At 38.7% G+C, this 25,473-nt stretch carries 22 protein-coding genes and 1 pseudogene; 10 read left to right on the forward strand and 13 right to left on the reverse strand.

Annotation, left to right across the window (positions count from 1 at the left end):
• Positions 1 to 96: 96 nt before the first annotated feature.
• From VJ937_RS06465 to VJ937_RS06490, 6 genes are all read right to left on the reverse strand, one after another.
• Positions 97 to 1,494, reverse strand: coding sequence for a PKD domain-containing protein (locus tag VJ937_RS06465; RefSeq protein WP_324066095.1), 1,398 nt, complete (start codon positions 1,492 to 1,494; stop codon positions 97 to 99).
• Between the two features lie 42 nt (positions 1,495 to 1,536).
• The gene (locus VJ937_RS06470) at positions 1,537 to 2,568 is read right to left on the reverse strand and encodes a hypothetical protein (protein WP_324066076.1); all 1,032 of its coding nucleotides are present in this window, start codon (positions 2,566 to 2,568) and stop codon (positions 1,537 to 1,539) included.
• Between the two features lie 113 nt (positions 2,569 to 2,681).
• A complete protein-coding gene (locus VJ937_RS06475) occupies positions 2,682 to 3,704 on the reverse strand; it encodes a sigma-70 family RNA polymerase sigma factor (protein WP_324066077.1) in 1,023 nt (340 codons plus the stop codon).
• Between the two features lie 81 nt (positions 3,705 to 3,785).
• Complete coding sequence (pgeF, locus tag VJ937_RS06480; protein WP_324066078.1) at positions 3,786 to 4,517, reverse strand: peptidoglycan editing factor PgeF; 732 nt, start codon at positions 4,515 to 4,517, stop codon at positions 3,786 to 3,788.
• A 10-nt stretch (positions 4,518 to 4,527) separates the two neighbouring features.
• The gene (locus VJ937_RS06485; RefSeq protein WP_324066079.1) at positions 4,528 to 5,289 is read right to left on the reverse strand and encodes an MBL fold metallo-hydrolase; all 762 of its coding nucleotides are present in this window, start codon (positions 5,287 to 5,289) and stop codon (positions 4,528 to 4,530) included.
• A gap of 6 nt (positions 5,290 to 5,295) precedes the next feature.
• A complete protein-coding gene (locus VJ937_RS06490) occupies positions 5,296 to 6,198 on the reverse strand; it encodes a hypothetical protein (RefSeq protein ID WP_324066080.1) in 903 nt (300 codons plus the stop codon).
• A gap of 166 nt (positions 6,199 to 6,364) precedes the next feature.
• Here VJ937_RS06490 and VJ937_RS06495 point away from each other — a divergent pair, with 166 nt between their 5' ends.
• From VJ937_RS06495 to VJ937_RS06505, 3 genes are read left to right on the forward strand one after another with little or no spacing between them, the layout of a single operon-like run.
• Positions 6,365 to 7,072 (forward strand): SAM-dependent methyltransferase, encoded by a 708-nt coding sequence (locus VJ937_RS06495; protein WP_324066081.1) that lies wholly within the window; start codon positions 6,365 to 6,367, stop codon positions 7,070 to 7,072.
• Between the two features lie 13 nt (positions 7,073 to 7,085).
• A complete protein-coding gene (add, locus tag VJ937_RS06500) occupies positions 7,086 to 8,144 on the forward strand; it encodes an adenosine deaminase (RefSeq protein ID WP_324066082.1) in 1,059 nt (352 codons plus the stop codon).
• 57 nt (positions 8,145 to 8,201) lie between these two features.
• Positions 8,202 to 8,441, forward strand: a complete 240-nt coding sequence (locus VJ937_RS06505; protein ID WP_057952595.1) for a 4a-hydroxytetrahydrobiopterin dehydratase — start codon at positions 8,202 to 8,204, stop codon at positions 8,439 to 8,441.
• Between the two features lie 21 nt (positions 8,442 to 8,462).
• Here VJ937_RS06505 and VJ937_RS06510 read toward each other — a convergent pair whose 3' ends face one another.
• Both VJ937_RS06510 and VJ937_RS06515 read right to left on the reverse strand, forming a co-directional pair.
• Positions 8,463 to 9,569: a glycosyltransferase family 4 protein gene (locus VJ937_RS06510; RefSeq protein WP_324066083.1), complete on the reverse strand. Its 1,107-nt coding sequence runs from the start codon at positions 9,567 to 9,569 to the stop codon at positions 8,463 to 8,465.
• Entirely contained in the window at positions 9,542 to 10,309 is a 768-nt protein-coding gene (locus VJ937_RS06515) for a glycosyltransferase family 2 protein (protein WP_324066084.1), read from the reverse strand. Before VJ937_RS06515 ends, VJ937_RS06510 begins: the two co-directional genes overlap by 28 nt.
• 185 nt (positions 10,310 to 10,494) lie before the next feature.
• Between VJ937_RS06515 and VJ937_RS06520 the strand changes: the two genes are divergently transcribed.
• Positions 10,495 to 12,453, forward strand: coding sequence for an ABC-F family ATP-binding cassette domain-containing protein (locus VJ937_RS06520; RefSeq protein ID WP_324066085.1), 1,959 nt, complete (start codon positions 10,495 to 10,497; stop codon positions 12,451 to 12,453).
• A 54-nt stretch (positions 12,454 to 12,507) separates the two neighbouring features.
• On the opposite strand, the gene VJ937_RS06525 is transcribed toward VJ937_RS06520, so the two are convergent.
• Positions 12,508 to 12,972, reverse strand: coding sequence for a homing endonuclease associated repeat-containing protein (locus tag VJ937_RS06525; protein WP_057952599.1), 465 nt, complete (start codon positions 12,970 to 12,972; stop codon positions 12,508 to 12,510).
• Between the two features lie 263 nt (positions 12,973 to 13,235).
• Positions 13,236 to 15,872, reverse strand: a complete 2,637-nt coding sequence (locus VJ937_RS06530) for a valine--tRNA ligase (protein WP_324066086.1) — start codon at positions 15,870 to 15,872, stop codon at positions 13,236 to 13,238.
• Positions 15,873 to 16,087: 215 nt separating this feature from the next.
• Between VJ937_RS06530 and VJ937_RS06535 the strand changes: the two genes are divergently transcribed.
• The 3 genes from VJ937_RS06535 (at position 16,088) to VJ937_RS06545 (ending at position 18,821) form a co-directional block, all read left to right on the forward strand.
• Positions 16,088 to 17,287 carry a pyridoxal phosphate-dependent aminotransferase gene (locus VJ937_RS06535; RefSeq protein WP_324066087.1) on the forward strand — a complete coding sequence of 400 codons (1,200 nt, stop codon included), beginning with the start codon at positions 16,088 to 16,090 and terminating at the stop codon, positions 17,285 to 17,287.
• Positions 17,288 to 17,464: 177 nt separating this feature from the next.
• Positions 17,465 to 18,046 (forward strand): hypothetical protein, encoded by a 582-nt coding sequence (locus VJ937_RS06540; protein ID WP_324066088.1) that lies wholly within the window; start codon positions 17,465 to 17,467, stop codon positions 18,044 to 18,046.
• Between the two features lie 139 nt (positions 18,047 to 18,185).
• Positions 18,186 to 18,821 (forward strand): hypothetical protein, encoded by a 636-nt coding sequence (locus VJ937_RS06545; protein WP_324066089.1) that lies wholly within the window; start codon positions 18,186 to 18,188, stop codon positions 18,819 to 18,821.
• A 16-nt stretch (positions 18,822 to 18,837) separates the two neighbouring features.
• Here the strand turns inward: VJ937_RS06545 and VJ937_RS06550 are convergent, their stop codons facing one another.
• Complete coding sequence (locus VJ937_RS06550) at positions 18,838 to 20,022, reverse strand: DUF1343 domain-containing protein (protein WP_324066090.1); 1,185 nt, start codon at positions 20,020 to 20,022, stop codon at positions 18,838 to 18,840.
• Between the two features lie 118 nt (positions 20,023 to 20,140).
• Between VJ937_RS06550 and VJ937_RS06555 the strand changes: the two genes are divergently transcribed.
• Positions 20,141 to 21,388 carry an ABC transporter permease gene (locus VJ937_RS06555; protein WP_324066091.1) on the forward strand — a complete coding sequence of 416 codons (1,248 nt, stop codon included), beginning with the start codon at positions 20,141 to 20,143 and terminating at the stop codon, positions 21,386 to 21,388.
• A gap of 28 nt (positions 21,389 to 21,416) precedes the next feature.
• On the opposite strand, the gene VJ937_RS06560 is transcribed toward VJ937_RS06555, so the two are convergent.
• Entirely contained in the window at positions 21,417 to 21,620 is a 204-nt protein-coding gene (locus VJ937_RS06560) for a hypothetical protein (protein ID WP_324066092.1), read from the reverse strand.
• A 322-nt stretch (positions 21,621 to 21,942) separates the two neighbouring features.
• On the opposite strand from VJ937_RS06560, the gene lptB reads away from it, so the two are divergent.
• Positions 21,943 to 22,680, forward strand: a complete 738-nt coding sequence (gene lptB / locus VJ937_RS06565; protein WP_324066093.1) for an LPS export ABC transporter ATP-binding protein — start codon at positions 21,943 to 21,945, stop codon at positions 22,678 to 22,680.
• Positions 22,677 to 25,160, forward strand: coding sequence for a DUF5686 and carboxypeptidase-like regulatory domain-containing protein (locus VJ937_RS06570; protein WP_324066094.1), 2,484 nt, complete (start codon positions 22,677 to 22,679; stop codon positions 25,158 to 25,160). Before lptB ends, VJ937_RS06570 begins: the two co-directional genes overlap by 4 nt.
• A gap of 51 nt (positions 25,161 to 25,211) precedes the next feature.
• Here VJ937_RS06570 and VJ937_RS06575 read toward each other — a convergent pair.
• A pseudogene (locus tag VJ937_RS06575) lies at positions 25,212 to 25,473 on the reverse strand (signal peptide peptidase SppA); the annotation flags it as partial.

Here is a 25,473-nt window from a genome sequence, read left to right on the forward strand (position 1 = left end):
TCCAAAGTAACATAGCTGTTAAACGGGTATTACTATTTTACTTTTCATATAATAGACACAAAAAAATAGAATGGTTGTAAAAAAAAATAAAGTTTTTTATTTTAAAAAGACAGCACCACCTGAAAGCTCATTTTCAGCGACATACCGAACAAAATATGTTCCCTTTTCAATATCGCTTGTTTCGATTTCGGCACTATTCTGGCCATGAAGACAGATCTCTTTTAGTAAAGATCCTTTAATATCATAAATCCAGATATTATGCAATGAGTGGTTGGAACGAATATGAAGCACATCTTTAACGGGCATAGGAGAGAGTATTAATTCATTTTCGTTAAAAGTTACATCTTCTATCCCAACTAAAGGGTTAATCTGGGTAGTGCCAACTTTGAATTCGGTAGTTACATCCGGATCAAAATCACCATCAAAGCTAACTCTATACGGATACGATACCTTTCCTGGTGATTCTGGCAAAACGAAGTAAGTTCCTGATGGTAGATTTTCAAAATCAAATTTACCCTCTTTTACCCTTGCAAAATCAATGGGCTCTTGTGCCTCATCTAAAAGATAAACGGTTATGGGTAAGGTTATGGTTTCGTCATGATGAATATATCCGTGAATTTCATTGAAACCATGGGGCACAAAGTCAGATTCCAAAGTCACAAGAACCAGGTCTCTGATCTCATGCCCAATACTGAGCACCTCTGCATCCTGCCAATAATAGGCATTGCCCCAATAGGTAGGCAACAACCTCGGTGAGTAATTGCTAAAACTAAAATCCGGTACTAATTTTAGAAGGTATTTTGTTTGTGATTCACACCAAAAATGAAACTTCCCCTGGGCATCAGGAACAATTGTATTTATTACACTATTTTGGTGAGAATCAAACCCTATAAGCCAAATAAATGCATTAGACAGGTAATTATCATTGGTTTCAATACAGCCTCTGACATAGCTTTGTGGTCCGACCAATACCTCTTTGGTAGTAGTATCGATACAACCCAAAGGATTTTGCATGATCAGGCTTACACTATAAACGCCCTGCTCCTCAAATCGATGTTCTGGTTCACTACTTGTACTTGTTTCTCCATCGCCGAAATGCCATTTGTAAGTACTAAATTCATTGGTTTGACTAATTGGAGTAAATGAAAAATTATATTCCGATTGTGGCCTGACGATAAACTTAGAATCACAAGCTATTGGAGCCAGGTTATGGCATATCCTAAAATCGACCTCAAAAACAGTATGCTTTTCCAGATTTACAGAATCTGTGTAAGTTTCCCAAAACCCACAAAAACCAACTGTTTTAATATACAGCAAATCTTTCTCACTATTCAATTCAAAATAGTAATTCCCGGCTTCATCGGTTGTAGTTTTATCTAAAAAACCAGTTTCATCATATAAATACACAGGATGATCCTGAATCGGATCGCCCTGCATTTTTGATACATCACCTCTAATTTCCACTTGCGCAATGGAAATCAGCCTCAATAGCATCAAGAAAACCAATATAACACCCCGAAAAACCATTCTCCTAAGTTAGTAAAAAATATAACCCAAAGCAACTCCAAAACGTAAATTCCTGCGCGCAACTATCTGATCATTACGGTATATACTAAATAACGAATATCGTATGCCTGGGCTAAATGTAATGGCTTTTGATGAACTTATGTTGTATTTTAGCCGAAACCTCAAAGCGGCATCAAAATTTACACGGTGAAAATATTTGTCATCGAGTTGTTTTAAAAAATGAGACCTATTAATAACTTTTCCCCTAACCCTGGCAAGCCAGGTTAAATAAAATCCAGACTCCAGAGCCAATTCAAAAGGTCGAAAAATGAAATTATAACCAAACAAGAATGGCATTTCCAGATAAAAATATCTATTCGTAAAATGGAGAGATTTATTGACACTACTGGTATCGTAATCCACTTGCCTCACAGTATCATAAATGGTCATATTAAAAGTATCGACATGCATTACATACACAGTATCAGGCAATTGATCGGTATCAAGAAAGTAGGCAGTATCAATTATTACCGAATCGTATGTAGAAGGAATATGGCTTATGGTACTATCTAATTCTGATATTTTATACGCACCATCAATTTCGGTTCTAAAATAGCTCATATTGAGCCCTGAACGCACATAAAAATTTTCATAAGGAATAAAGGCATTCACATAAGCTCCAAAGCCTGTTGTATTCTGATAAGACTCCTTTTTATTAAGTAAGGACTTATTTACAAAGCTATTATTAAAATAATATGAAATTCCGGTTTCGATCCAGGGTTGGTATGTAAAAGGTGCTTCAATTTTAGTTGCGGGAAGCACAAACCTGGGAGGATCAGTTAGTAATGACATCAACCCTGCTTTCCGAGCAGGTAACCTGTCAGTCAACCACAAGGTATCGTAAATAATAATTTTGCGATAAACTTGTGATTTATTGTCTACAATTGTGTCAAAATAAACGGTATCAGACCTAATAGAGAGATTTTGCTGCGAATAGGCCATATTTGCAAGCAATGCAGTACCAACCAATATAAAGCTTATCTTTCCCCGTCCGTTGAACATAAATCCCCTGATTAAAAAGCAACTAAATTAAGTTTCTTTTTTCTATTCAGAGAATAACAAGCCAATTTTTTATAAAAAAGCAGATAGATTTACTGACGAATAGAAACTAAAATTTATTTCAGGGAATCAACAACTCTTACATGTTCATAAATAGTTACAGTATCAACAGATTCCTTTGCTGGTATTGGTGTGTTAACCTGCACGGGACGCCCTTCAAACTGATCAACAGGAGCCTGCATAAAACTATCCAGGTCAATTGGATTTAACACGGGATGCATGCGTGGGTTAATTGTTTCGATTTGCTGCTCTTTGGTAACTTCTGTCTCCGGAAGTAGCATAAAAGTGATAGCTGAAGTACCCAAAACAAAAGCACTTGTATAGGTTATGAGGTGGGCTTTTATATGGCTAAGCGCACTATTCATAATATTTACTGAAGTTGATATTGTATTTACTCCGGCAGAAGATTTCCCGGCAATTGCAGTCATATCCATCGGAGGTGGCGTCATATTAGCCTTATCAATATTTCCTTTCACATATTTATCCACGTACGAATATCGCGCTCCCGGTATTAAAAAGGAAAATATAGATAGTTTCTTTATGTTTTTTCTTTTCATTTCAGCGTATCTCATTAACTGTTTATGTAATAATACCCTGGCTCTTTTAAGTTGCGTTTTTGAGGTACTTGAAGAAATCTCGAGCTCTTCGGCAATTTCTTTATGTTTTTTCTTTTCAAAAACATAAAGATTAAATACTGCTCTTGCTTTAACAGGCAATTCCTGCAGACATTTAAACACATCTTCATGCGACAATTCTGCATCGAGCATCAACTTACGTTCTTCAGATAAATCCTCGTAGTCTACTTCAATCTCCTGCTCATTTATATCATCAAAAGTCTCGTGGTAATCAGGTGTGAACCTGTTGGTGCGCAATTTATTTATAGCCACACTCACCACAATTCTTTTTAACCATCCTTCAAAAGAACCTTTACCTTTATATTGCGGAAGCCGTTCAAATATCCGAATAAAACTATCGTGTAATAAGTCTTCTGCTTCGGCATATGAACTGCTATAGCGCAAACATATCTTAAAAAGCACAGGCGCGTAATCAGTATAAATTTCTTGCAAATTGTAATTCACAGCAATAATATTTTTTACTTTCACGCGCTCACTCTATAGTAGAGACACGAAAAAGTAAAATGGTTGTAACTAAAATGTGTATTATTTCTGGTTTTTTATAATTGCCGCATTTCTCCCTGTTTGAATACCCTCTCTCCTGGCAGAATAAAAAACATCATGAAGCATAAAGGTACACATTTTTGCTTGTTCTATTGAAATATCGGCCACCCCCATATAAGCTAACTGCATATAATTGGCTTTCCACAAATTGAGCAAATATTTACCGTTTGTGTATGGCTTAAAGAATAAATCTACATTATGTCCTGCTTTAAAAAATGCATCAAACACATCAGCACCTACTTCATAAACTTCTGGTGAAATTGACGGACCAATTCCCACGGACAATTCATGTGGTTTGGTTCCAAAATTCACCTGCATGGCCCGTATGGTTTTTTCTACAATCCGTGCATTTGTACCGCGCCACCCTGCATGCACAGCACCAATTGCTTTCTTCGCCCTGTCAAACAGCAGAATGGGTACACAATCCGCAGTCACAACACCCAGAGCAAAATTTAATTCGTTTGTAATAAGCGCATCTGTATTGCTAAATGAATGATCGAGATTGCCACTTGTGACAACTCCAACATTGGAGGTATGGTTTTGGTCAGGAAAAACCAGATGTTCAGAAGGAATATCTAAACAAGCGGCGATTGTATTGCGGTTGCCCTCACCATTTACCTTATGCATATCAAAAGGTTTTTTTGTAAGTAATGTGATAGTCGCCATACCAGGAAACTCATAAACTGATATATCATGAATAGTATTTTTTCTCATAACAATTAGTTTAAATACTCATAGAAAGACCATCATATGCGGGTCCGATATGAGCTGGAAGTTTCGAATTAACATTAGCATGCAGACCTAAATGATGGCTGATATGTATAAATCGGGTTTGTTCAGGCTTTAATTTATTTGCGACATCTAAGGCCTGCTCTAAATTAAAATGAGAGATATGTTCTCTGATTCGTAAAGCATCAATAATAAGTAACTTAAGACCTGTTAATTTCTGAATGCTTTCAGGAGGAATTTCACTTACATCTGTTAAAAAAGCTACGTCATCTATACGAAAGCCCAACACAGGCAACTTATAGTGATACAGACGGATAGGCTCTATCTCAAATGCGCCTATTCGTATTTTACCCTGGTTTATTTCATGTAAAACGAGCTCCGGTGTTCCGGGGTATTTTTTATCGGCAAATACATATGGATATTGCCTTTTAAGCACATTAATCACACGATTTTCGGCCCAAATATCAACCGCTTTTTTCGACATGAAGTTAAAAGATCGCAAATCGTCTAATCCGGCAATATGGTCGTTGTGTTCATGGGTGAGTAAAACCCCGGACAGGCTTTTAACATTGCTTGCCAACATCTGCTGTCTGAAGTCAGGTCCGGTATCAATCACAAGCCGGTCTTTTCCTTTCTCGAGCATCAATGCTGTCCTTAAGCGTTTGTCACGCGGGTCACCCGAGCTACAAACTTCACAATTGCAGCCAATTACGGGTATCCCCTGTGATGTACCGGTTCCTAAAAATGTTACTTGCAAAACGTTCTATTTTAAACTCAAATATATAAGATACACCAAAACCATTATTGCCATCACTGCGGATGGTATTGCTGCCTCTTTCCCAAATAAAGCAAGAGAAGTAGTGGCAGTAAAACCACTACTTTTTATAGTAAGCAACAAATTTTGGCTTACCTCTGTTTTGGAATCTACCCAATGAAATTTTCTGTTTAACTTATCATAAATATAACCCAACACGAATGTAAGTGCAAAAAGCAACAAAATACTTTTCAATAATACATCGGAAAATTCATAAAACACATGGCGGTTTAAACCGACTGCCACAAAAATTATAAAAGCAAACCCCCAGTCAGTAATCCGCCCCCTACTTTTTTCCACATAAGGTTTAATTGGTTTTATAAGAAGTAATCGTGACAAAATAAGTGGCACAACTATAATTTTGGTTAGGAAAATCAGAATATCAGTGCGCTGTAACGAACTTTCAGTTGGAAAAAGATCGAACACCCAGGGCAAAATAAGCACTGCTGCGATGTATGAACCAAGTGTAGCTAAAATAGTATAATTACTGTTACCATGTAAAATTTGTGAAAAAGGAATAACTGCAATCCCCGGTGGAGAAAAAGCTATAACTACAAAACCCATAAAATAAGGTCCGACCGGGAAAAGCAACCAGGCCAGTAAAATAGCCATGGCAGAAAACACCACATAATTGAATAAAATTCCTGCACCAAAAATCTTAAGTGTATTACTGAAAGGCACTAATGATTTAAAAGAAATTCCGGTGGTTGACACCAGCATTACCAATGCAAGCACCCAAATTGTATAGGGCTCTAATGGTTCGGCTAAATTTCCAAATAGCATTCCCGCAACCACGGCCATAACGAGAATTGTATTCCGATTCCTGATTATTTTTTGCACCAAATACATCATTAAATGCTATTTGAAGGGTAAAAATTAATGGAGACAAATGTAGCAAAACATCAAACTATAACCAACAAACACTATAACTGAAGGCGAAATAAAGAAAGGTATTGTGGCATTACCAGAAAAAGTGTACCTTTGCTCAATTTTATCATAAAAATTTGTAGATGCTTATATGACCGGAACCCTCTATTTGCTACCAATGCTCCTGGGAGAAAGCCACCCAGACATCTCTATTCCGGGTGAGGTTCAAAACATTACAACCTCTCTTAGCCATTTTTATGCGGAAAACATCAAAACTACACGCCGCTATCTCAGAAAGCTGGACAAATCTTTTGACATTGATGGCAGTCATTTCTATGTGTTAAATAAAAAAACCAACGACGAGGACTTATCAGAAATGATGAACCCGCTGCTGCAGGGATTTGACGGAGGTATAATATCGGAGGCCGGTTTACCTGGCATAGGGGATCCCGGTAGCAAGCTGGTTAGGCTGGCACACAAAAAAAACATAAAAGTTAAACCATTAACCGGCCCTTCATCATTCGTTCTGGCCCTTGTAGCATCAGGATTAAACGGACAATCGTTTGCATTCAACGGTTATTTACCGGTTAAAGGTCAGGAATTGACAAAAAAAATTCAGGAAATTGAAAAGCGGTCAGCACAACTCAAGCAAACTCAAATTTTTATGGAAACGCCATACCGCAACAACCAGTTACTGGAGCAACTTTTAAAAACTTGCCATTCACAAACACAACTATGTATTGCTGTCAACATTACAACCGATCAGGAAAATATATTAACACAAAGTATCAATCAATGGAAAAGTAGCAACCCGGACTTACATAAAAAGCCTGCGGTTTTTGCTATTCTAAAAGCATAAAAACGAAAAAGATATGACAAAATTAAATTATGAATTTTTAAAAAGCCTCCCGAAAGCCGAGTTACATTGCCACCTGGATGGCTCAGTACGCCCGAAAACGATGTGGGAAATGGCTCAAAAACATAAAGTAAAACTTCCTGTCGACTCTGAAGAGAAGCTTGCAAATTTTTTGGCTGCAGGAGACAAATGCGAAAGTTTGGAAGAGTACCTCAGACCATTTGACATAACAACATCTGTTCTTCAATGGGAAGATTCACTTTACCGCGCAACTTATGAACTGGCAGAAGATGCAGCAGAAGAAAATGTACGGTACCTTGAAATTCGCTTTAGTCCTGTATTGCACATTAAAAAAGGGTTAAAGCTCACCGAAGTGCTTGATGCTGTAATTAAAGGTAAAAAACAAGCAGAAAAAGACCTCAATATCACCATAGGTATTATTATATGTGGTCTGCGTCATTTCGACCCTGAAGTTACACTTAAGCTGGCCGAGCTAACGGTTGCCTATAAAAACCGTGGAGTAGTTGGTTTTGACCTTGCTGGTGCAGAGCGCGACTTTCCGGCAAAAGACCACAAAGAAGCCTTCTACCTGATTATCAACAACAATATTAACACAACGGTGCACGCAGGGGAAGCTTACGGGCCCGAATCAATACACCAGGCCATACATTACAACCGTGCTAACAGGCTTGGCCATGGGACAAGGCTTTTCGAAGACGGAGATTTACTTAATTATGTAAATGACCACAGAATACCACTTGAAGTTTGTCTTACATCAAATGTGCAAACCAAATCAGTTGCCTCTTTTGAGAAGCACCCGATAAAATTCTATTTCGACATGGGTATTCGCGTAACCCTAAATACAGACAACCGTTTGATTAGCAACACAACCCTAACCCGTGAATATGAACTGGCTGTAAATGAATTTGGCTTTACAAAAGAAGAATTAAAATATTTAATTATTAACTCATTTAAATCTGCTTTTTTACCACTTAAAGAAAAAGTAGAATTACTACGAAATGCTACGAAAGAACTGGAAAAGAAAGGCCTGCAAATCAGGAAAGATTACGTATAGTATTTAAACCCGTTAAAAACAAAACGGAGTTGAATGTGTCACACAAATAAAAAGATTATGTGGCAAGAACAAAACAATCAACTCGTTAAAGATTTTACATTTAAAGGATTTTCTCAGGCAGCCGATTTTATTGGTCAAATTGCCCGTGAAGCAGACAAGATGGAGCATCATCCGGATGTACTGCTACATGGCTATAACAAATTACATGTTACCTTGATGACACATGATGTCGGCAAAATAACAGATAAAGACCATAAGCTGGCGGGTATAATAGACGAGCTTTACGAGAAAGTTTAAAATGAGTGGACAAAACTTATATTAAAAACCTGGTTGGAAAAATTCAATCAGGTTTTTTGTTGTTTGCTTGATGTCGAACATGCGCTGCGTACGTTGCCTTCCATTCCTTCCCATTAATTCGCGGGCCTTTTCATCATCTATAAGTTGCATAACAGCATCAGCAAAGGCTTCTTTATCATTGACAGGAACAAGCAATCCGTTCTTTTTGTGCGACACCACCTCCGGATTGCTACTTATATCAAAAGCCACAATTGGCTTTTTGCATGCCTGAGCCTCTACAAGCACATAACCAAACCCTTCCCACAAAGACGACAATAAAAATATATCAATATGGTTCATAAATGATTTTACATCATCAACAAATCCTGTTAAATGAACATGTTCCTGCAGGTTACGCTTATTAATCTCACGCTCTAACATTTCTCTCAAGCGTCCATCTCCACCGATCTTTAAGCTAAAATTATATCCACGCTCACGCAATATTTCAGCAACATCCAATAAAAAAAGCTGGTTCTTTTGCTCTTCTAACCTGCCCAGATTGCCAAGAATTACAGCGTGGCCCACGCGCTCATAATGTTCGGTTTCTTCAGCATCGAATCGTTCCAATTCAATACCGTTATAAATTACTTTTATCCGATCAGGATCAATGAAATTGCCATTTTCTTGCAAAATGGTTCTGCGTGTCTCTTCAGAGTTAGCCAACACCCTGTCCACAACCTTCTTAAATAAATAACGGTTAAGCCAGGTATTGCTTATAGGAATTGCACTTCCGCGACGATATACAATATCGGGCACCTCTGCAGAGCGGGCAGCAATGCCGGCTGCTTTGAGGTCGGCGGGTAAATTGAGCACAATATGAGTTACGTCCATTCTTTTGAAAAACCTGCTAAGCCTTGCTTTCAAAAATGGATTTAAAAAACTTAAATTTCCAATTCTAAATTCATATAATGGAATGCCAGCTGCCCTGGCACGCTGAGCAAGGCGGGTGTCTGGAGCAGCACACATAATTACCTGCATGCCTTCGGCCAGCAAACGCTGAGCCATCTCAAAATGCCATTTTTCACCGCCTCCCCAGGCTTTACATGAATTAAAAAAACAAATTACTTTTTGGTCTTCTCCTTGTGCCACAACTGATATAATTTTACCTGCTTTAAAAATGTGGAATGAGCAGAGTTTTTACAAATAACATAACCATAAAAACCATCTCTGAAGCCACCTTTTAATATGTAAGATTTAAAAAACTTCCACAACGGGCTTATCCACAACCTAAAATACGAAAAACGCTGCCCTCTTTTAAAGCGCATATTAGCGGCAATTGAAGAGAATTTATTTATCGTATCCATGTGTTGTTCAATGGTATAAAACGAATAGTGTAATAAATCACCTTTCAAATAACGAATATCAGCGTCTTTTACCATCTCATATCTGTCGTGGGGGTTCTCTCCTGTCCATTTACCTTTACGACTATCCCACAAACGTAGTTTACGGTCCGGATACCATCCGCAATGCCGTATCCATTTACCACAATAATTGGTTAAGCGGTTAAAATAGTAGCCATCTGCCTCGAAATTTTCCTTTATTGCTTCGATCTCTTTTCTAAGCTTCTCATTCAAGGCTTCGTCAGCATCCAAAGAAAGCACATGCGGATATTTTGCATAAGAAATAGCAAGGTTTTTTTGTTCGATATGTCCATCGAAACGGTGCTCGAAAAAACGTGCTCCATGGGCTTCACAAATACTTTTTGTATTGTCTTTGGAGAAACTGTCAAGTACCACTATATCATCAGCAATTCCTTTTACAGATTCAAGGCAGCGCCCTATGTTTTTTTCCTCATTGAATGTAATAACTACAACTGAAACAGGTGTCATGGATATATGGTTTGGTACAAAGATAGGCATACACCTTGAAAGTCCATGCTTTTTTGAATTTTCTAAAAACATTTATCCATGAAGGTTCATTCAAAAAATATCATTACAATTATGCTGTTTACATATTACATTAATCTTTTCATTCAACTTTTTATAACTTCGCATTCTCATTTCAGACCATAAAAATGATAGCACTTAACGACATAACAATAAGATTTGACGGTGAAGCGTTGTTTGAAAAGATTTCATTCAAGGTAAATCCGAAAAACCGCATAGGACTTGCCGGCCGCAATGGAGCAGGCAAATCAACTATTTTAAAAGTAATTGCCGGGCTACAAGACTACGATGAGGGTCAACTAGCGATATCGAAAGATACATCAATTGGTTATTTGCCCCAGCATATGCAAATTGCCGATACGCAAACCGTGATGGAAGAAACGCTCACGGCTTTTGAGCATATCAATGAGCTGGAAAATGAAATAGCCCACCTGAATAAAGCCATTGCAGAGCGTGACGATTATGAATCTGATGATTACATGGAACTCATCACCCGTGTAACAGACAAAAACGAACGTTACCAAATGATGGATGGTGATAAACGTATAGGTTTTGCTGAGCAAACACTCGCAGGCCTGGGTTTTGAAGCAAAAGACCTGAAAAGACCAACATCAGAATTTAGCGGTGGGTGGCGCATGCGTATTGAGCTGGCTAAAATATTATTGCAACAACCCGATGTCTTGTTGCTCGATGAACCAACGAACCATCTTGATATTGAAAGCATCTCGTGGCTTGAAGATTTATTAAAAAACTACCGTGGTGCTGTCATTATGGTGTCACACGACAGGTTTTTTCTGGATGCTATTACCAACCGCACCATTGAAATCTCGCTGGGTCAAATTTACGATTACCCGGTACCCTATACGCAATATACGAAATTAATGAGAGAGCGGCGGGAGCAACAAAAAGCCGCCTTTGAGAACCAGCAGAAAAAAATCAAGGAAACCGAAGAGTTTATCGAAAAATTTCGCTACAAAGCTACCAAAGCGGTCCAGGTGCAAAGCAGGGTAAAAATGCTGGAGAAGATGGAACGTATCGAAATCGACGATATGGATTCAACTGTAATGAATTTACGTTTCCCTCCGGCACCAAGGACAGGTGACATTGTTATTGATGCTGATGATGTAGGGAAACATTTTGGCGATCATGAAGTTTTCAGCAATGCCAACTTCACCATTGAACGGGGCGAGAAAATAAGTTTTGTAGGTAAAAATGGTGAAGGAAAAACAACCCTGGTACGCATCATAATGAACGAAATTGAACATGAGGGAAAATTAAAAACAGGGCACAATGTAAAAATTGGGTATTATGCTCAAAACCAACCCGAGCAGATGAACCCGAATAAAACGGTATTTGAAACCATAGACGACCTGGCAACGGGAGACATGCGCACAAAAACCCGCGATATTTTGGGATCATTCCTTTTTAGCGGCGAAGATATTGATAAAAAGGTTAGTGTGCTTAGTGGTGGAGAAAGGGCAAGGCTTGCCATCGCCTGCATGCTATTAGACCCGATTAACCTGCTTGTTATGGATGAGCCAACGCACCATTTAGATATGTATTCTAAAGATGTGCTTAAAAAAGCTTTAAACAATTTCGACGGAACACTCATAATTATATCGCACGACAGGTATTTTCTGGATGGACTAACGCAAAAGACTTATGAGTTTCGCGAAAAAAGGGTAATTGAGCATCTGGGAGGAATTGAAGAGTTCATTAGGAAACGCAAACTGGAGCGCCTCAATGAACTTAACACGACTTCGGGCACCAAAAGCAAATCAGATAAGGCCAGTTCAGACAATACCAATGCAAGCAATAAAGACCTTTACGCAGCCAGAAAAACCTTAGACAAGGACATTCGCAAAGCAGAGAAAAAAGCCACGGAAATGGAGCAGGCAATAACGGATTACGAAAAAGCTATTGAAACTGTGAATAAAAAAATGGCTGATCCAGCAAAAGCCGAATATGAAAAAGACAGTAATGAGTTAAAAGCGCTGGAGCAAAAATTATCTGAAGCTTTGGAAAATTGGGAAGTAGCCCTCCAGGATATAGAAATACTTAAAGAGAAAAGGGAAGCATTAAAATAACTTCCCTTTTCTAAACAAATGGATTCACAAAAAAACTGTCATGAAAAAAATTACTTATTGTTCCTGACGCTTTCGGCGTTTGCGTTTTGGCAAAATCTTAGGTGGTGCAAAACGTAGTTCATCACGATAGTGATCGTAAACATATTGCTTCACACTATTCCAGGATTTAAAATGCCGTATAAATGGCGTTAAAGAAAAATCGCTGTGTTTTCTAAAAAGCCTGAAAGAAGGCATCTTTCCTTCAGCATTTGCAGCTTTAATAAATTCCTGTATAAGCTCTTCCTTAGAAATCTCGTTGCTCGGTGGCAATCTATATAAGTTTATCGGTAAACCTGCATCGTGTACTGCAGCATTCCATGTTCCATAAAGATAGACAATTTGACCATATGAGATACGTGTATCTTCCTGCCCTTTATATTCTATTTTTGTAGGCGGTTTACCTAGCCTTTCCGCAACCCGCTTGATTTCCTGGCGGCTAAGCTGCTTCTTTTCTTCGTTATTCAAATTTAGTCGCTTCATCAGCAAGTCATTTTAATGGGTTTAGTATCAAACAAACCAAACACAATTTTTGTTTGGAAAATACCCATAAATGAAATCATAAATATTTGTTAATAAATTTCTTATGCCGCCGAAGAAATAGAGATACAGACTATACAGGAAACACAATAAAAAACATTTTCGGCTCCTTTTTGGGCTAAAAAATCACTATCATAAAAAAGGCTTCATCCAATGCGAATTGAATGAAGCCTTAAAAAATTATAGGTATTAAATATTATTTAGTATTAACTCAGATTAGCAATTTGCTCTTCAAGCGTTTTGATTTTTTGCTCAGCATCATCTTTTTTCTTGCGCTCAGCCTCTACAACCTTCTCCGGAGCATTATTTACAAATCGCTCATTACCGAGCTTTTTCATAACCGAATTCAAAAAGCCTTTATTATATTCCAGCTCTTTATTTAACTTTTCCAATTCGGCCTCTTTATCAATCATATCGCCTACCGGAATAAAGCACTCATGTGTGCGGACCAAAAATGAAGTAGCATCTTCAACTTTCGCTGTTGCATGCTCCAGTTTATTTACATTAGCCAATTTGCTGATTACACTTTCATAATGCTCAGGCCATGCATCATCTCCCCTATTCACAAACAAATCCAACCCTTCTTTCATGGCAATATTTTTCTCTTTCCGCACCTTCCTCACTCCGGCCACCACTTCTTTAGCCTGCTCAAACACATCCAGATCTTTAGAATCATATGTACCAGCCTTACGCGCAGGTGTAATCATTAGCGACTCGCCCGCATTGCGCTCTTCGAGGTAATGCCATATCTCTTCAGTTATAAATGGCATAAACGGGTGGAGTATGTGCAACAGCCGATCGAAAAGCACAATAGTCTCAGACATTGTTTTTCCATCGATGGGCTGCTGATAAGCCGGCTTAATAATTTCGAGGAACCAGGAAGAAAACTCATCCCAGAAAAGCTTGTAAACTGTCATTAGAGCTTCACTTAACCGGAATTGTTCAAACTGTTTATCGAGTCTCTTAGAAGTCTCGTTCAATTTGGCATCGAGCCATGCTGTAGCCATTTTTGACGCTTCTGGCTGGTCCAAATTATCATCTACCTCCCAGGTTTTAACAAGTCGGAACGCGTTCCAGATTTTATTGGCAAAATTACGGCCCTGCTCAGGAAGCGATTCATCAAAAAGCAGATCGCCCCCTGCAGGAGAGCATAAAAGCATACCCACACGCACACCATCGGCGCCATATTTCTCCATTAGCTTAATCGGATCTGGCGAGTTGCCCAACGATTTGCTCATTTTGCGACGATGTTGGTCGCGCACAATACCTGTGAAATAAACATTTTCGAAAGGTTTTTGACCTAAATATTCATATCCGGCAATGATCATACGAGCCACCCAGAAAAACATAATTTCAGGTGCAGTTACCAAGTCATTGGTAGGATAATAGTACTGAATATCCTTATTATCAGGCTGTGTCAGTCCATTAAATACAGAGATGGGCCACAACCATGAAGAAAACCATGTATCGAGCACATCCTCATCCTGACGCAACTGGTCAAGCGTTAGACTTGTGTCACCTGTTTTTTCCTGCGCCAGCTTCAGAGCCTCTTCTTCTGTTTGGGCTACCACAAAATCGTTGCTGTTGGGTAAATACCAGGCGGGTATGCGATGTCCCCACCATAGCTGGCGGGAAATACACCAATCCTGAATATTCTCCATCCAGTGGCGGTATGTATTTTTAAATTTTGCGGGATGAAACTGAACCTCATCGTTCATTACAGCATCTAATGCCGGCTTAGATATTTCCTTCATACGCATGAACCATTGCATTGAAAGCCTTGGTTCTATAACAGCATCGGTTCTTTCAGAATAACCCACTTTGTTGGTGTAATCTTCAATCTTAAGCATGTTTCCCTGTGCTTCAAGCATGGGAATAATTTGCTTACGGGCCTCAAAACGGTCGGTCCCTACCAACACCTCTGCAGCTTCATTAAGTGTACCGTCATCATTAAAAATATCAATTGACCTCAAATTATGGCGTTGTCCAATTTCATAGTCATTAATATCGTGTGCAGGCGTAATTTTAAGGGCTCCCGTACCAAACTCCATATCCACATACTCATCTTCAATAACTTCAACCGGCCTGTTTACAAGGGGCACAATTACTTTTTTCCCCACAAACTTCTGAAACCGCTCATCGTTTGGATTTACACATACGGCTGTGTCACCCAAAATTGTCTCCGGACGCGTTGTTGCAATTGTCAGATATTCGCTTTCGCTGCCTTCTACAAGATATTTAAGGTAATATAACTTCGACTGTTCTTCTTTATATATTACTTCTTCATCGCTAACGGCAGTTTTAGCTTTGGGATCCCAGTTCACCATGCGCACACCACGGTAGATTTTGCTTTTCTTATACAAATCAACAAAAACCTGGAGCACGCTATTAGAATACTCTTCGTCCATAGTAAACGAGGTACGGTTCCAATCGCATGAAGCACCCAGTTTTTTTAACTGGTCCAATATTATTCCTCCATGTTTCTCTTTCCACTCCCAGGCGTGTTCAAGAAACTCGTCACGAGACAGACTATGTTTATCGATACCCTCATCCCTTAGTTTGTTTACTACTTTGGCCTCAGTTGCGATTGATGCATGATCGGTACCCGGCACCCAACAAACATTCTTACCCTTCATGCGGGCACGGCGAACCAATACATCCTGAATTGTATTGTTGAGCATATGTCCCATATGGAGAACGCCTGTTACATTGGGCGGTGGTATAACTACCGTATATGGATCACGATCATCAGGCTCTGAGTGAAAAAAACCATGTTCGAGCCAGTAACTGTACCATTTATCTTCTGTGTTGAGGGGATTGTACTTGGTGGGTATCTCCTTCATATCGAATCGATTTATTTACTGTGTTTTACTAAAAGATTACAAAAATAGTAATCTTATTGTAATATCTAAGCAAGAAAAAATTTAGGCCCAAATGTTTTAAACCTATTTAAAATAATTATAAATAAGCAAAAATTAATGCCAAAGCTTAAACTATTGCTAAATTTGTAGTTTTCAATGCAAAATGCACAGGTAATATAAAATCTAAATTATCAATTATGCCACAAATATCAGATAGAGGCAAGAGCATGCCTGCCTCTCCAATTCGCAAACTTGTTCCTTATTCTGAACAAGCCAAGAGAGATGGCAAAAAGGTGTATCACCTCAACATTGGCCAGCCAGATATCCCAACACCTGAGGTTGCGCTTGAGGCCATCAGGAATTTTGACGAGAAGGTTATCGCCTATAGTCATTCTGCAGGAAATGAAAGTTACCGGAAAAAACTGGCGGGTTATTACAAAAGTGTCGGTATCGACGTTGATTATACCGACTTGCTAATTACAACTGGTGGATCGGAAGCACTAACATTTGCTTTTAATTCAGTCATGAATCCCGGAGACGAACTCATTATTCCACAACCTTTTTACGCAAACTATAATGCATTTGCAAATATTGTTGGTGTAAAAATAAAGCCGATTAATGCTACCATTAAAGATGGATTTGCACTACCTCCAATAGAGGAATTCGAAAAAGCCATTACGCCAAAAACCAAGGCAATTCTGATCTGTAATCCAAATAACCCCACGGGATATTTATATTCGCAGGAAGAAATTGAGCAGCTTGGTGAATTGGCAAAAAAACACGACCTCTATATTTTCTCTGACGAAGTATATCGTGAATTTTGCTATGATGGACACGACCACTTCTCTGTAATGAACCTAAAAGGACTTGAAGACAACACTATTTTAGTTGACTCGGTGTCGAAACGCTATAGCGCATGTGGTGTTAGAATCGGGGCCTTCGTGACAAAAAACAAGGAGGTCTTGGCAACGGCATTAAAATTTGCACAATCACGTTTAAGCCCCCCATCACTTGGACAGGTAATAGGCGAAGCCTCTATCGATACGCCAAAAGAATATTTTGAAGAGGTTTACAACGAATACATTGAACGTCGTAATTATATGGTAGAAGCGTTAAATAAAATGGAGGGTGTAACATGCCCAATGCCTAAGGGCGCATTTTATACAATCACAGAACTACCCGTGGACGATACTGATAAGTTCTGTCGGTGGATGTTGTCAGACTTTTCACATAAAAACCAAACCGTAATGATGGCCCCCGGATCAGGCTTTTATGAAGATGCCGAGTTAGGCAAGCAACATGTACGAATTGCATATGTACTCAACAAAGAAGATCTAACAAACGCCATGGAAGCCCTTGAAGAAGGGTTAAAACAGTATCCTGGCAGAACAATTTAACAAGTACGATTTAAATGAAATAATAAGGCTGCTCAGTTTTCTGAACAGCCTTTTTTTCGCTACATTATAAACAACACACAAGAATGTTAAGCATACGTTAAGCCAAAATTTGATTATAGAATTCTGTCGGATAATCACTTAATTTAAAATACAACTAATCATTAAAAAATCAATATCATGAGAAATTTGACACGCCCCTTTTACATCGCTCTAATTGCAATGCTCAGCGCAGCATTAATATTTACAGCCTGCAGTGATGACGATGAAGACAATAATGATAACATTGAAAGCAGTGGCACAGTTGAACTTGCAACAGGAGATTCCTACGACCTGTCACAAGGAGTGCTCCAGTTATCTAACGAAGGCGATAGCTTTAACACTTACGCATTAATTTTAGGTTCATCAGGACTCGACTGGGAAACCTTCAGCGGTATAGGTGAAGTAGTATGGTTGGTGGTTTACAGCGATCAAAAACCTTTAACAAATGGTACATTTACTCTAAATACCTCTCCCCAGGTAAATACTATTGACTCAGCATTTTCATATTTTGCAGTACAGGCCAACCCGGTAACCATGGAATCGGAGGTTGCCTATAAGTTTATGCCTGGCCAGGGTGACTCACTTTCTATTTCCAAAGATGGCGACATATACGAAATAAACGCAGTTTTTCCTGTAGCAGCAAGTGACGAAGATCAAACAACAATAACATCTATTAGCGTAGATTACTCAGGTGAGCTTATTTATGATGAAGCAAAATAAACATCAACATAAATCCAATAAAAACCGCTGCAAGTTGTAGCGGTTTTTTTATGCCTGCATATCAGTCAACTAAATGTTAAAATATTGTTTTTGTAAAAGAATATTCGGAACTTAACAAAACAAACTAAATTCAAAAATTATGAAAAAAAGCAAAAGATTAGGTTTCCTCTTCTTAAGTGCCTTAATAAGCGTAGCATTATCGTTTACATCATGCAGTGACGACGATGATGACAGCAACGACAACAACGGAACGGGTTCAGGCTCTGCCACTGTAGGGACAACTGAAATTTCTTTCTCACAAGGTATACTAGAGTATTATGGACCCTATCAAACGGGATCTGACATGTACCAATACACAATTGCACTGGCTTCATCCGGACTTACTTATCAATCAGAGTCCGGATCAGGTGACCTTATGCTTTTTGATGTATACACAAGATCTTCAAGTTTTGAGGGTGGAACTTTTGATTTCACAAATTACAGTCCCGAAGCAGGAACGTCAAACTATGTTTCTCTAATGCTAAATCTTCAGGCATCAAGTTTTGTTGCAGATCAAATATTCAGAGCCACCGAAGGGTTAATTGAAATTACCCAGGATGGAGCAAGCTACGATATTTCATTTAACCTTACTGTGCAAGAGTACGATCAGGAAACCTATATGCCTATAGGCGAGGCACAAACACTTACGGGAAGCTATAGCGGAAGTATGTCATATTATGATTATACCGGCAAATCTAAGAAGCATCGAATTGAATTAACAGCTCCCGCAGAATGAACCACTTGGTCCGGGGCTATTCGTTTTTTAGTCCCTGACGATCGAAATCTTCGTAAAGCAGGTATTTCTTTCTCAGCTCATTAAAATCATTTAATCCCCGGTGCCAGCTGCTTTTGATCTGCTCAGCGCTCTCTCCATCTTCAATCTGTTGCTGCAATTTTGTGGTGCCGGCTAAAAGTTTAAAGAAGCTATTAAAAAACTTATCGGTTTGGGTTTTAAGATAAGCATCTTTCAGGTACTCAGGTTTAATTCCATGAGTCCCTCGCCCCAACTGTATTAGATCATTTAAATTATGCCCATAACATTTCTGTCCGTTATACTTAGGGTTGCTGGCCCCTTTTGTTGGCAAAGGAACAAAATAAAAGTCTTTTTCGTTGTATTTCGGATGTCCATAAACCTGAAACGGAAATCGCGTTCCACGCCCAACACTCATCACTGTACCCTCGAAAAATGCAAGTGAGGGATAGAGGTACACGGCCTGCATATTAGGCAGGTTGGGTGAAGGTGGTACTGGCAGATCATAAAGGTCTCTGTGTGTGTATTCATCACACTCAATAACCTTAAGGTCACATTTTTCATTTATCCATCCTTCCCCGTTTATCATAAAAGCAAGCTCACCAATTGTTAATCCGTATACAACAGGAATAGGATGAAGACCAACAAATGATCTGTAGGCAGTATCGAGCACCGGACCATCGATGTAATATCCATTAGGATTCGGACGGTCAAGTAATATCAAAGGGGTATCATTTTCAGCGCATGCCTCCATTACGTAATGTAGTGTTGATATATAGGTGTAAAACCGAACGCCAACATCCTGCAGGTCAAAAAGCATAAAATCAATATGTTCAAAGTAATTGCCTGCCGGCTTTTTTTGTTTTCCATATAATGATATCACAGGGAGCCCCGTAATGCTATCGGTAGAATTTAAAATGAGTTTCCCGGCATCTTCATTACCCCTGAATCCATGCTCCGGTGAAAAAATGTATTTAATATCAACATTCATATTTAAAAGGGAATCCACAATATGGGTATCTTCAATTAAACTGGTATGATTAGCGACAACACCTATTGATTTATTTTGCAACAAAGGGATATATTCCTGTACACGATGAGCCGCCGGCACGATTTCCTGGGCAGACAGAGTAAAAACCGAGCTAAAAAAAAGGCCAATCCCAACGATTAAACTATTTTTGTGCATACCGAAATATTTGAACAAACAATAGTACAAAATATTTTGCAATGTTGTTATAATCATCAACCATTAATCTTAACAAGTTAATCGAAGCTATTAAGGTTTAAATTTAAAAATTAAGCGAATGAGTTTCGCCAGGTATATTGCCAAACGATACAATCACACAAGCAAAAAAGGTGAACAATTATGGTCTAAACCCATGATGCGTATTGCCGTATTTGGCATCATACTGGGCATGATTGTCATGATAACTGCAGTAGCAATTATTACAGGCTTCAAAAATCAGATTCGCGAAAAAGTAACCGGATTCAGTGCCCACATACAACTTGTAAACAGGGACCTGAACAGATCGTATGAATACACGCCCGTCGACAACAACTGGGAATATCTGGCTGAAATTCAGCACTACGAAGGTGTAAATAGCATTCATCCATTTATCACCAAACCAGGCGTTATAAAAAAAGACGATGAAATTGAAGCTATTGTACTGAAGGGGGTTGACAGCACTTACAGCTGGTCGTTTTTCAATAAGTACCTGATTAGTGGTCAGGCACCGAAGCTTGATAGCACCCAGAAAAGTAATGGTATCTTACTCTCTGCCTATATTGCCAACAGACTTAAACTTAAGGTAGGTGAACGTATTAACATGTTTTTCATGCAAAAACCTATCCGGTTAAGGCGTTTTAAGCTTATAGGCATATACCAAACCAACCTGAAAACTTTTGATGAACTCTATGCGGTAGTAGACTTACGTCACTTGCAAAAACTCAACAACTGGGAACCCAATCAATACAGCGGATTTGAAATAATGGTTAATGATTTTGAGCAGGTACGGCAAATTGAAAGAAAAATCAGCTCACGGGTAGCACTTGAATTCAATTCCAAAAATGAATCCCTGCAAACCATCTCAACACTGGATATGAGTCCGCAGATTTATGATTGGTTACAATTACAAAACATGAACGTATGGGTTATACTCATATTAATTACGCTCGTAGCTGGCATCAACATGATAACAGGCCTGTTAATCAACATACTGGAAAAAACCAACCAAATTGGATTATTTAAAGCCATGGGTGCAACAGACAAGCAAATTATTAAAATATTTATGATAAATGCAGCCAAAATAATAGGTAAAGGCATGCTCTGGGGTAATGTAATTGGTATAACCCTATGTTACTTACAGCAGGAATTTGGATTGGTTTCACTAGACCCGGACAGCTATTACTTATCAGAGGTCCCAATTAATTTTAACTGGACATACTTTATTTTGCTCAATGCTGGTGCATTTATTGTAAACCTGGCTATGATGATATTACCCAGTCTCATAATAGCCAGAATACGTCCTGTTCAAGCTATAAAGTTTAACTAGTGTAATATCATGCTTGACATGACACTAGCTATTGTTCGTCGATTGTTTTATAGACGTCCTTTTTGAGCTGCTGAACCTCAGTATCAAGGCTTTTTATGGTAAGATTTATTTGTTGCAGCGTATCAATTTCAGCTTGTCTTAGTTTACGTTTTAATCTGTAAATTTCAAATAATAAGAATATAACTAGAACAAAAATAACGCCCAGGCCGATAAGTATGTAGGTGGTTTGCATATGTTTTTTATTTAAAAATAAACAATAATATTTTTCTCACAATTCTAAAATGACCTATTTTTGTTTTTCATCACTTTACTATTTAACAAATTTACTCAGAAAAAGTTACTTTAGAAATCTTTACGGAGAAAAATAAAACATTTATCAGTCATCATCATTATTCAGGCCAGAGCATAAGGGTTACCAACAAAACAGAATACAGAACATAATCTTCAGCAGAACATTTTACAAGAATTGGCAAAACAAATGAAGAATAAAATTATAATATAGAATTGGTAACACAATAGACAAAATAGCTTCAACGTAAGAAAAATACAAACAGATGAAAACATTATACACAAAAAATATTGTTAAAAAATACCGGAAAAGAACAGTCGTAAAAGGCGTTTCAATTGAGGTTAAACAGGGTGAGATTGTTGGTCTTCTGGGTCCAAACGGAGCTGGAAAGACAACCTCTTTTTACATGATTGTTGGCCTGATAACACCCAATGCAGGCAACATATACCTTGATGACAGAGATATTACAAGCGAGCCTGTATACCACCGCGCAAAGATGGGCATTGGCTACCTGGCTCAGGAAGCATCTGTTTTTAGAAAAATGAGTGTGGAAGACAATATAATGTCTGTAATGGAGATGGCCGGTTACGATAAAGATGAACGAAAAGACAGGTTGGAAAGCTTGCTTGACGAATTTAACCTTACACAAAGAAGGAAAAACCTTGGCATTCAGCTTTCGGGAGGTGAACGCAGAAGAACTGAAATTGCAAGAGCCCTGGCACTCAAACCATCATTCATACTATTAGATGAACCTTTTGCAGGAGTAGACCCAATTGCTGTTGAAGATATCCAGGAAATAGTTTTCAAGCTCCGGGATAAAAATATTGGTATTCTTATAACTGACCATAATGTACACGAAACCCTTTCAATAACCGACAGGGCCTACTTACTTTTTGAAGGGGCTATTTTGAAAAAAGGCTCCGCTGAAGAACTAGCTTCAGACGAACAGGTGAGAAATCTTTATCTTGGTAAAAATTTCCAATTGAGAAAAAACCAGGCATGAAAGATAAGTCCCTTATCATATTATTCATTCTGGCATTACTTTTTTTCCAAAACGCAACAGGACAGACCAAAGTAAGAGGAATGGTGAAAGACGCTGAAACAGGCGAACCTTTACCATTCGTCAATGTATCATTTAAAGAGACTACCGTTGGGGTAATTACTGATTTTAATGGAAAATATTTTCTCGAAACTAAAAAAACAGTTGACTCTGTAGTGTTTTCATATGTTGGCTACCAGCGCGAATCCTTTTCAGTACAACCCAACACATTTCAAATTATAAACACTTCTCTTCAGCCAAGTAGTGTGCAGCTTCAGGAAGTTGTTGTAGTACCCGGCGAAAACCCGGCGCACGTTTTACTACGTAAAATTGATAAGAACAGAAAAAGAAACAACATTGAACGCTACGATACCTACAGTTATGAGGTTTATAATAAAATGGAAATCGACATAAGCAATGTAGATGAGAACTTCAGGAAAAACCGGCTTTTTAAGCAATTTCAATTTGTTTTTGACTATGTTGATACCAGTGCTGTAACAGGTAAAAGCTACCTGCCTGTTTTTATCACAGAGACGCTCTCCGACTTCTATTTTCAAAAATCGCCAAAGAAAGAGAAAGAGGTTATTCATGGAAGCAATATTTCAGGAGTAAAAAACGAAAAAATCTCCGAATTCACGGGGCAAATGTACCTCAAAGTCAATATCTACGAAAATTTCATGAGTATCTTTGGCAAAGGATTCGTGAGCCCGATTGCAAGTTTCGGCAAACTTTATTACAAATACTACCTGGTTGACTCCTCATATATCGATAATAGCTGGTGCTACCAGGTATCTTTTCAGCCCAAGCGAAAACAAGACCCTACTTTCACCGGCGATTTCTGGGTACACGACACAACCTATGCCATAAAAAAAGTCAACATCCGCATAGCAGAAGATGCTAATATAAACTTTGTCAACGACCTTTATGCTGAAATGGATTATCAAAAAGTCCAGGATTCCCTCTGGTTTTTGAAAAGAGAGCACTACTTTATCGATTTCAACATTGCAGACAAAACCAGTGGAATATTTGGTCGCAAAACCACATCTTACCGTGATGTAAAGCTCAATATTGACATACCTAAAGGATTCTTCAACCCGCAAGTGGCGCAGGAAACCATTACCAAAGACAGTGTGAATGAGAAAACCACCAATTTCTGGCAAGGCAAAAGGCACGAAATACTAACTGAAAAAGAAAGTAACATTTATCAAATGGTAGACTCCATTAAACAGGTTCCTGTTTTCCGAACCTGGGTAGATGTTATCAACACGCTCATAACCGGGCACTACGTCGTTGGGTTTTGGGAAATCGGGCCATATTACAAACTATATAGTTTCAACGCAATTGAGGGCCACAGATTTAGGTTTGGAGGAAGAACCAGTAACGATTTCAGCACAAAAGTTATGTTTACCGGACATGTGGCTTACGGCGAAAAAGATGACCGATTTAAAGGAGCGCTTGGCATGATCTACATGCTCAATAAAAACCCCAGGCGGTCTACGGGGTTCAACATAAAACATGATATGGAGCAGCTTGGCATAAGCCAAAATGCTTTTACCCAGGACAATATACTGGCTTCATTTCTCAGACGCACCTACAACAAAAAACTGACAATGGTCAATGAGGCCGGAGTATTCTATGAACATGAGTGGTATCAGGGCTTCTCGAACACACTAAGCATTAACACACGGCGAATTTTCGGAACAGAATATGTCCCTTTTCAAACTGTAAATAACGCCGACACTGCCACATTAAGTCAGGTATCCAGTACCGAAATAAAACTTAATACCCGATTTGCATACAACGAAAAATTTCTGATGGGTGAATTTGAACGGGTAAGTCTTGGCACAAAATATCCGATTCTGAATCTCAATTTCATTATCGGCCTACCTAACGTATTGAAAAGTAATCATGAGTATTATAAACTCCATATGAGCATTGACCACAAGTTCAATATCAATCCATTTGGCAGGTTCCGCTACATCGTTGACGCCGGGTACTATTTTGGCACAGCCCCATATCCGCTGCTGCAAATTCATGAAGGAAATGAAACATATGCCTACGACGACTATGCTTTTAACATGATGAATTACTACGAGTTCGTTAGTGATCGATATGTCAGCGTACTGGCAGAGCACCATTTCGATGGCTTTTTCCTCAACAGGATACCCCTTTTCCGAAAACTCAAATGGCGGGAAGTTATTGCAGCAAAAGCACTAATTGGCCGTGTGAGTGAAAGAAACAGAGATGCAATGATTTTTCCCGATAATCTTCGTGGACTAAAAGAACCCTATATAGAAGCCAGCGCAGGAATAGAAAATATTCTAAAACTTTTCCGAATAGATGCCATGTGGCGATTAACCTATCTCGACAAACCAGATGATGTGGAGAACTTTACAAAAATCCCAAAATTCGGCATCAGAGCACAGCTAAAAGTAGAATTCTAGAACAAAAAAAAGCGCGACCTGGACGATCGCGCTAATTTTACAAAGAATTTATTATTCGATAATAATATCGTATGGCAAGCGCATTTGCACGCCTTTCATTTGACTTAAACTTTTCAAGTGTTCCAGGTATGGATTAAGCCTGGTATTTTCCAGGAAAATCTCCTGCATCGATGCGTTAGCTCCAAACTCTTCAAGCATTTGCTGTATAGGATCCTTTTGCTTTGGAAGGTCCTTTATAACATAATCTTCGACACCGGCCCTTTCTGCCGCAATTTCGATAGCATCATTGAGTCCGCCCAACACATCGACCAAA

It is taken from the genome of Salinivirga sp., from assembly GCF_035268865.1.
Classification (GTDB): Bacteria; Bacteroidota; Bacteroidia; order Bacteroidales; family Salinivirgaceae; genus Salinivirga.

What these genes read in the sequence shown, in the direction of transcription:
- VJ937_RS06470 (WP_324066076.1), bottom strand. Translation starts at nt 2,568, where the DNA reads ATGTTCAACGGACGGGGAAAGATAAGCTTTATATTGGTTGGTACTGCA.
- VJ937_RS06540 (WP_324066088.1), top strand. Translation starts at nt 17,465, where the DNA reads ATGAGAAATTTGACACGCCCCTTTTACATCGCTCTAATTGCAATGCTC.
- VJ937_RS06505 (WP_057952595.1), top strand. Translation starts at nt 8,202, where the DNA reads ATGTGGCAAGAACAAAACAATCAACTCGTTAAAGATTTTACATTTAAA.
- lptB (WP_324066093.1), top strand. Translation starts at nt 21,943, where the DNA reads ATGAAAACATTATACACAAAAAATATTGTTAAAAAATACCGGAAAAGA.
- pgeF (WP_324066078.1), bottom strand. Translation starts at nt 4,517, where the DNA reads ATGAGAAAAAATACTATTCATGATATATCAGTTTATGAGTTTCCTGGT.
- VJ937_RS06555 (WP_324066091.1), top strand. Translation starts at nt 20,141, where the DNA reads ATGAGTTTCGCCAGGTATATTGCCAAACGATACAATCACACAAGCAAA.
- VJ937_RS06520 (WP_324066085.1), top strand. Translation starts at nt 10,495, where the DNA reads ATGATAGCACTTAACGACATAACAATAAGATTTGACGGTGAAGCGTTG.
- VJ937_RS06495 (WP_324066081.1), top strand. Translation starts at nt 6,365, where the DNA reads ATGACCGGAACCCTCTATTTGCTACCAATGCTCCTGGGAGAAAGCCAC.
- VJ937_RS06465 (WP_324066095.1), bottom strand. Translation starts at nt 1,494, where the DNA reads ATGCTATTGAGGCTGATTTCCATTGCGCAAGTGGAAATTAGAGGTGAT.
- VJ937_RS06560 (WP_324066092.1), bottom strand. Translation starts at nt 21,620, where the DNA reads ATGCAAACCACCTACATACTTATCGGCCTGGGCGTTATTTTTGTTCTA.
- VJ937_RS06525 (WP_057952599.1), bottom strand. Translation starts at nt 12,972, where the DNA reads ATGAAGCGACTAAATTTGAATAACGAAGAAAAGAAGCAGCTTAGCCGC.
- VJ937_RS06550 (WP_324066090.1), bottom strand. Translation starts at nt 20,022, where the DNA reads ATGCACAAAAATAGTTTAATCGTTGGGATTGGCCTTTTTTTTAGCTCG.
- VJ937_RS06530 (WP_324066086.1), bottom strand. Translation starts at nt 15,872, where the DNA reads ATGAAGGAGATACCCACCAAGTACAATCCCCTCAACACAGAAGATAAA.
- VJ937_RS06545 (WP_324066089.1), top strand. Translation starts at nt 18,186, where the DNA reads ATGAAAAAAAGCAAAAGATTAGGTTTCCTCTTCTTAAGTGCCTTAATA.
- VJ937_RS06490 (WP_324066080.1), bottom strand. Translation starts at nt 6,198, where the DNA reads ATGATGTATTTGGTGCAAAAAATAATCAGGAATCGGAATACAATTCTC.
- VJ937_RS06535 (WP_324066087.1), top strand. Translation starts at nt 16,088, where the DNA reads ATGCCACAAATATCAGATAGAGGCAAGAGCATGCCTGCCTCTCCAATT.
- VJ937_RS06515 (WP_324066084.1), bottom strand. Translation starts at nt 10,309, where the DNA reads ATGACACCTGTTTCAGTTGTAGTTATTACATTCAATGAGGAAAAAAAC.
- add (WP_324066082.1), top strand. Translation starts at nt 7,086, where the DNA reads ATGACAAAATTAAATTATGAATTTTTAAAAAGCCTCCCGAAAGCCGAG.
- VJ937_RS06570 (WP_324066094.1), top strand. Translation starts at nt 22,677, where the DNA reads ATGAAAGATAAGTCCCTTATCATATTATTCATTCTGGCATTACTTTTT.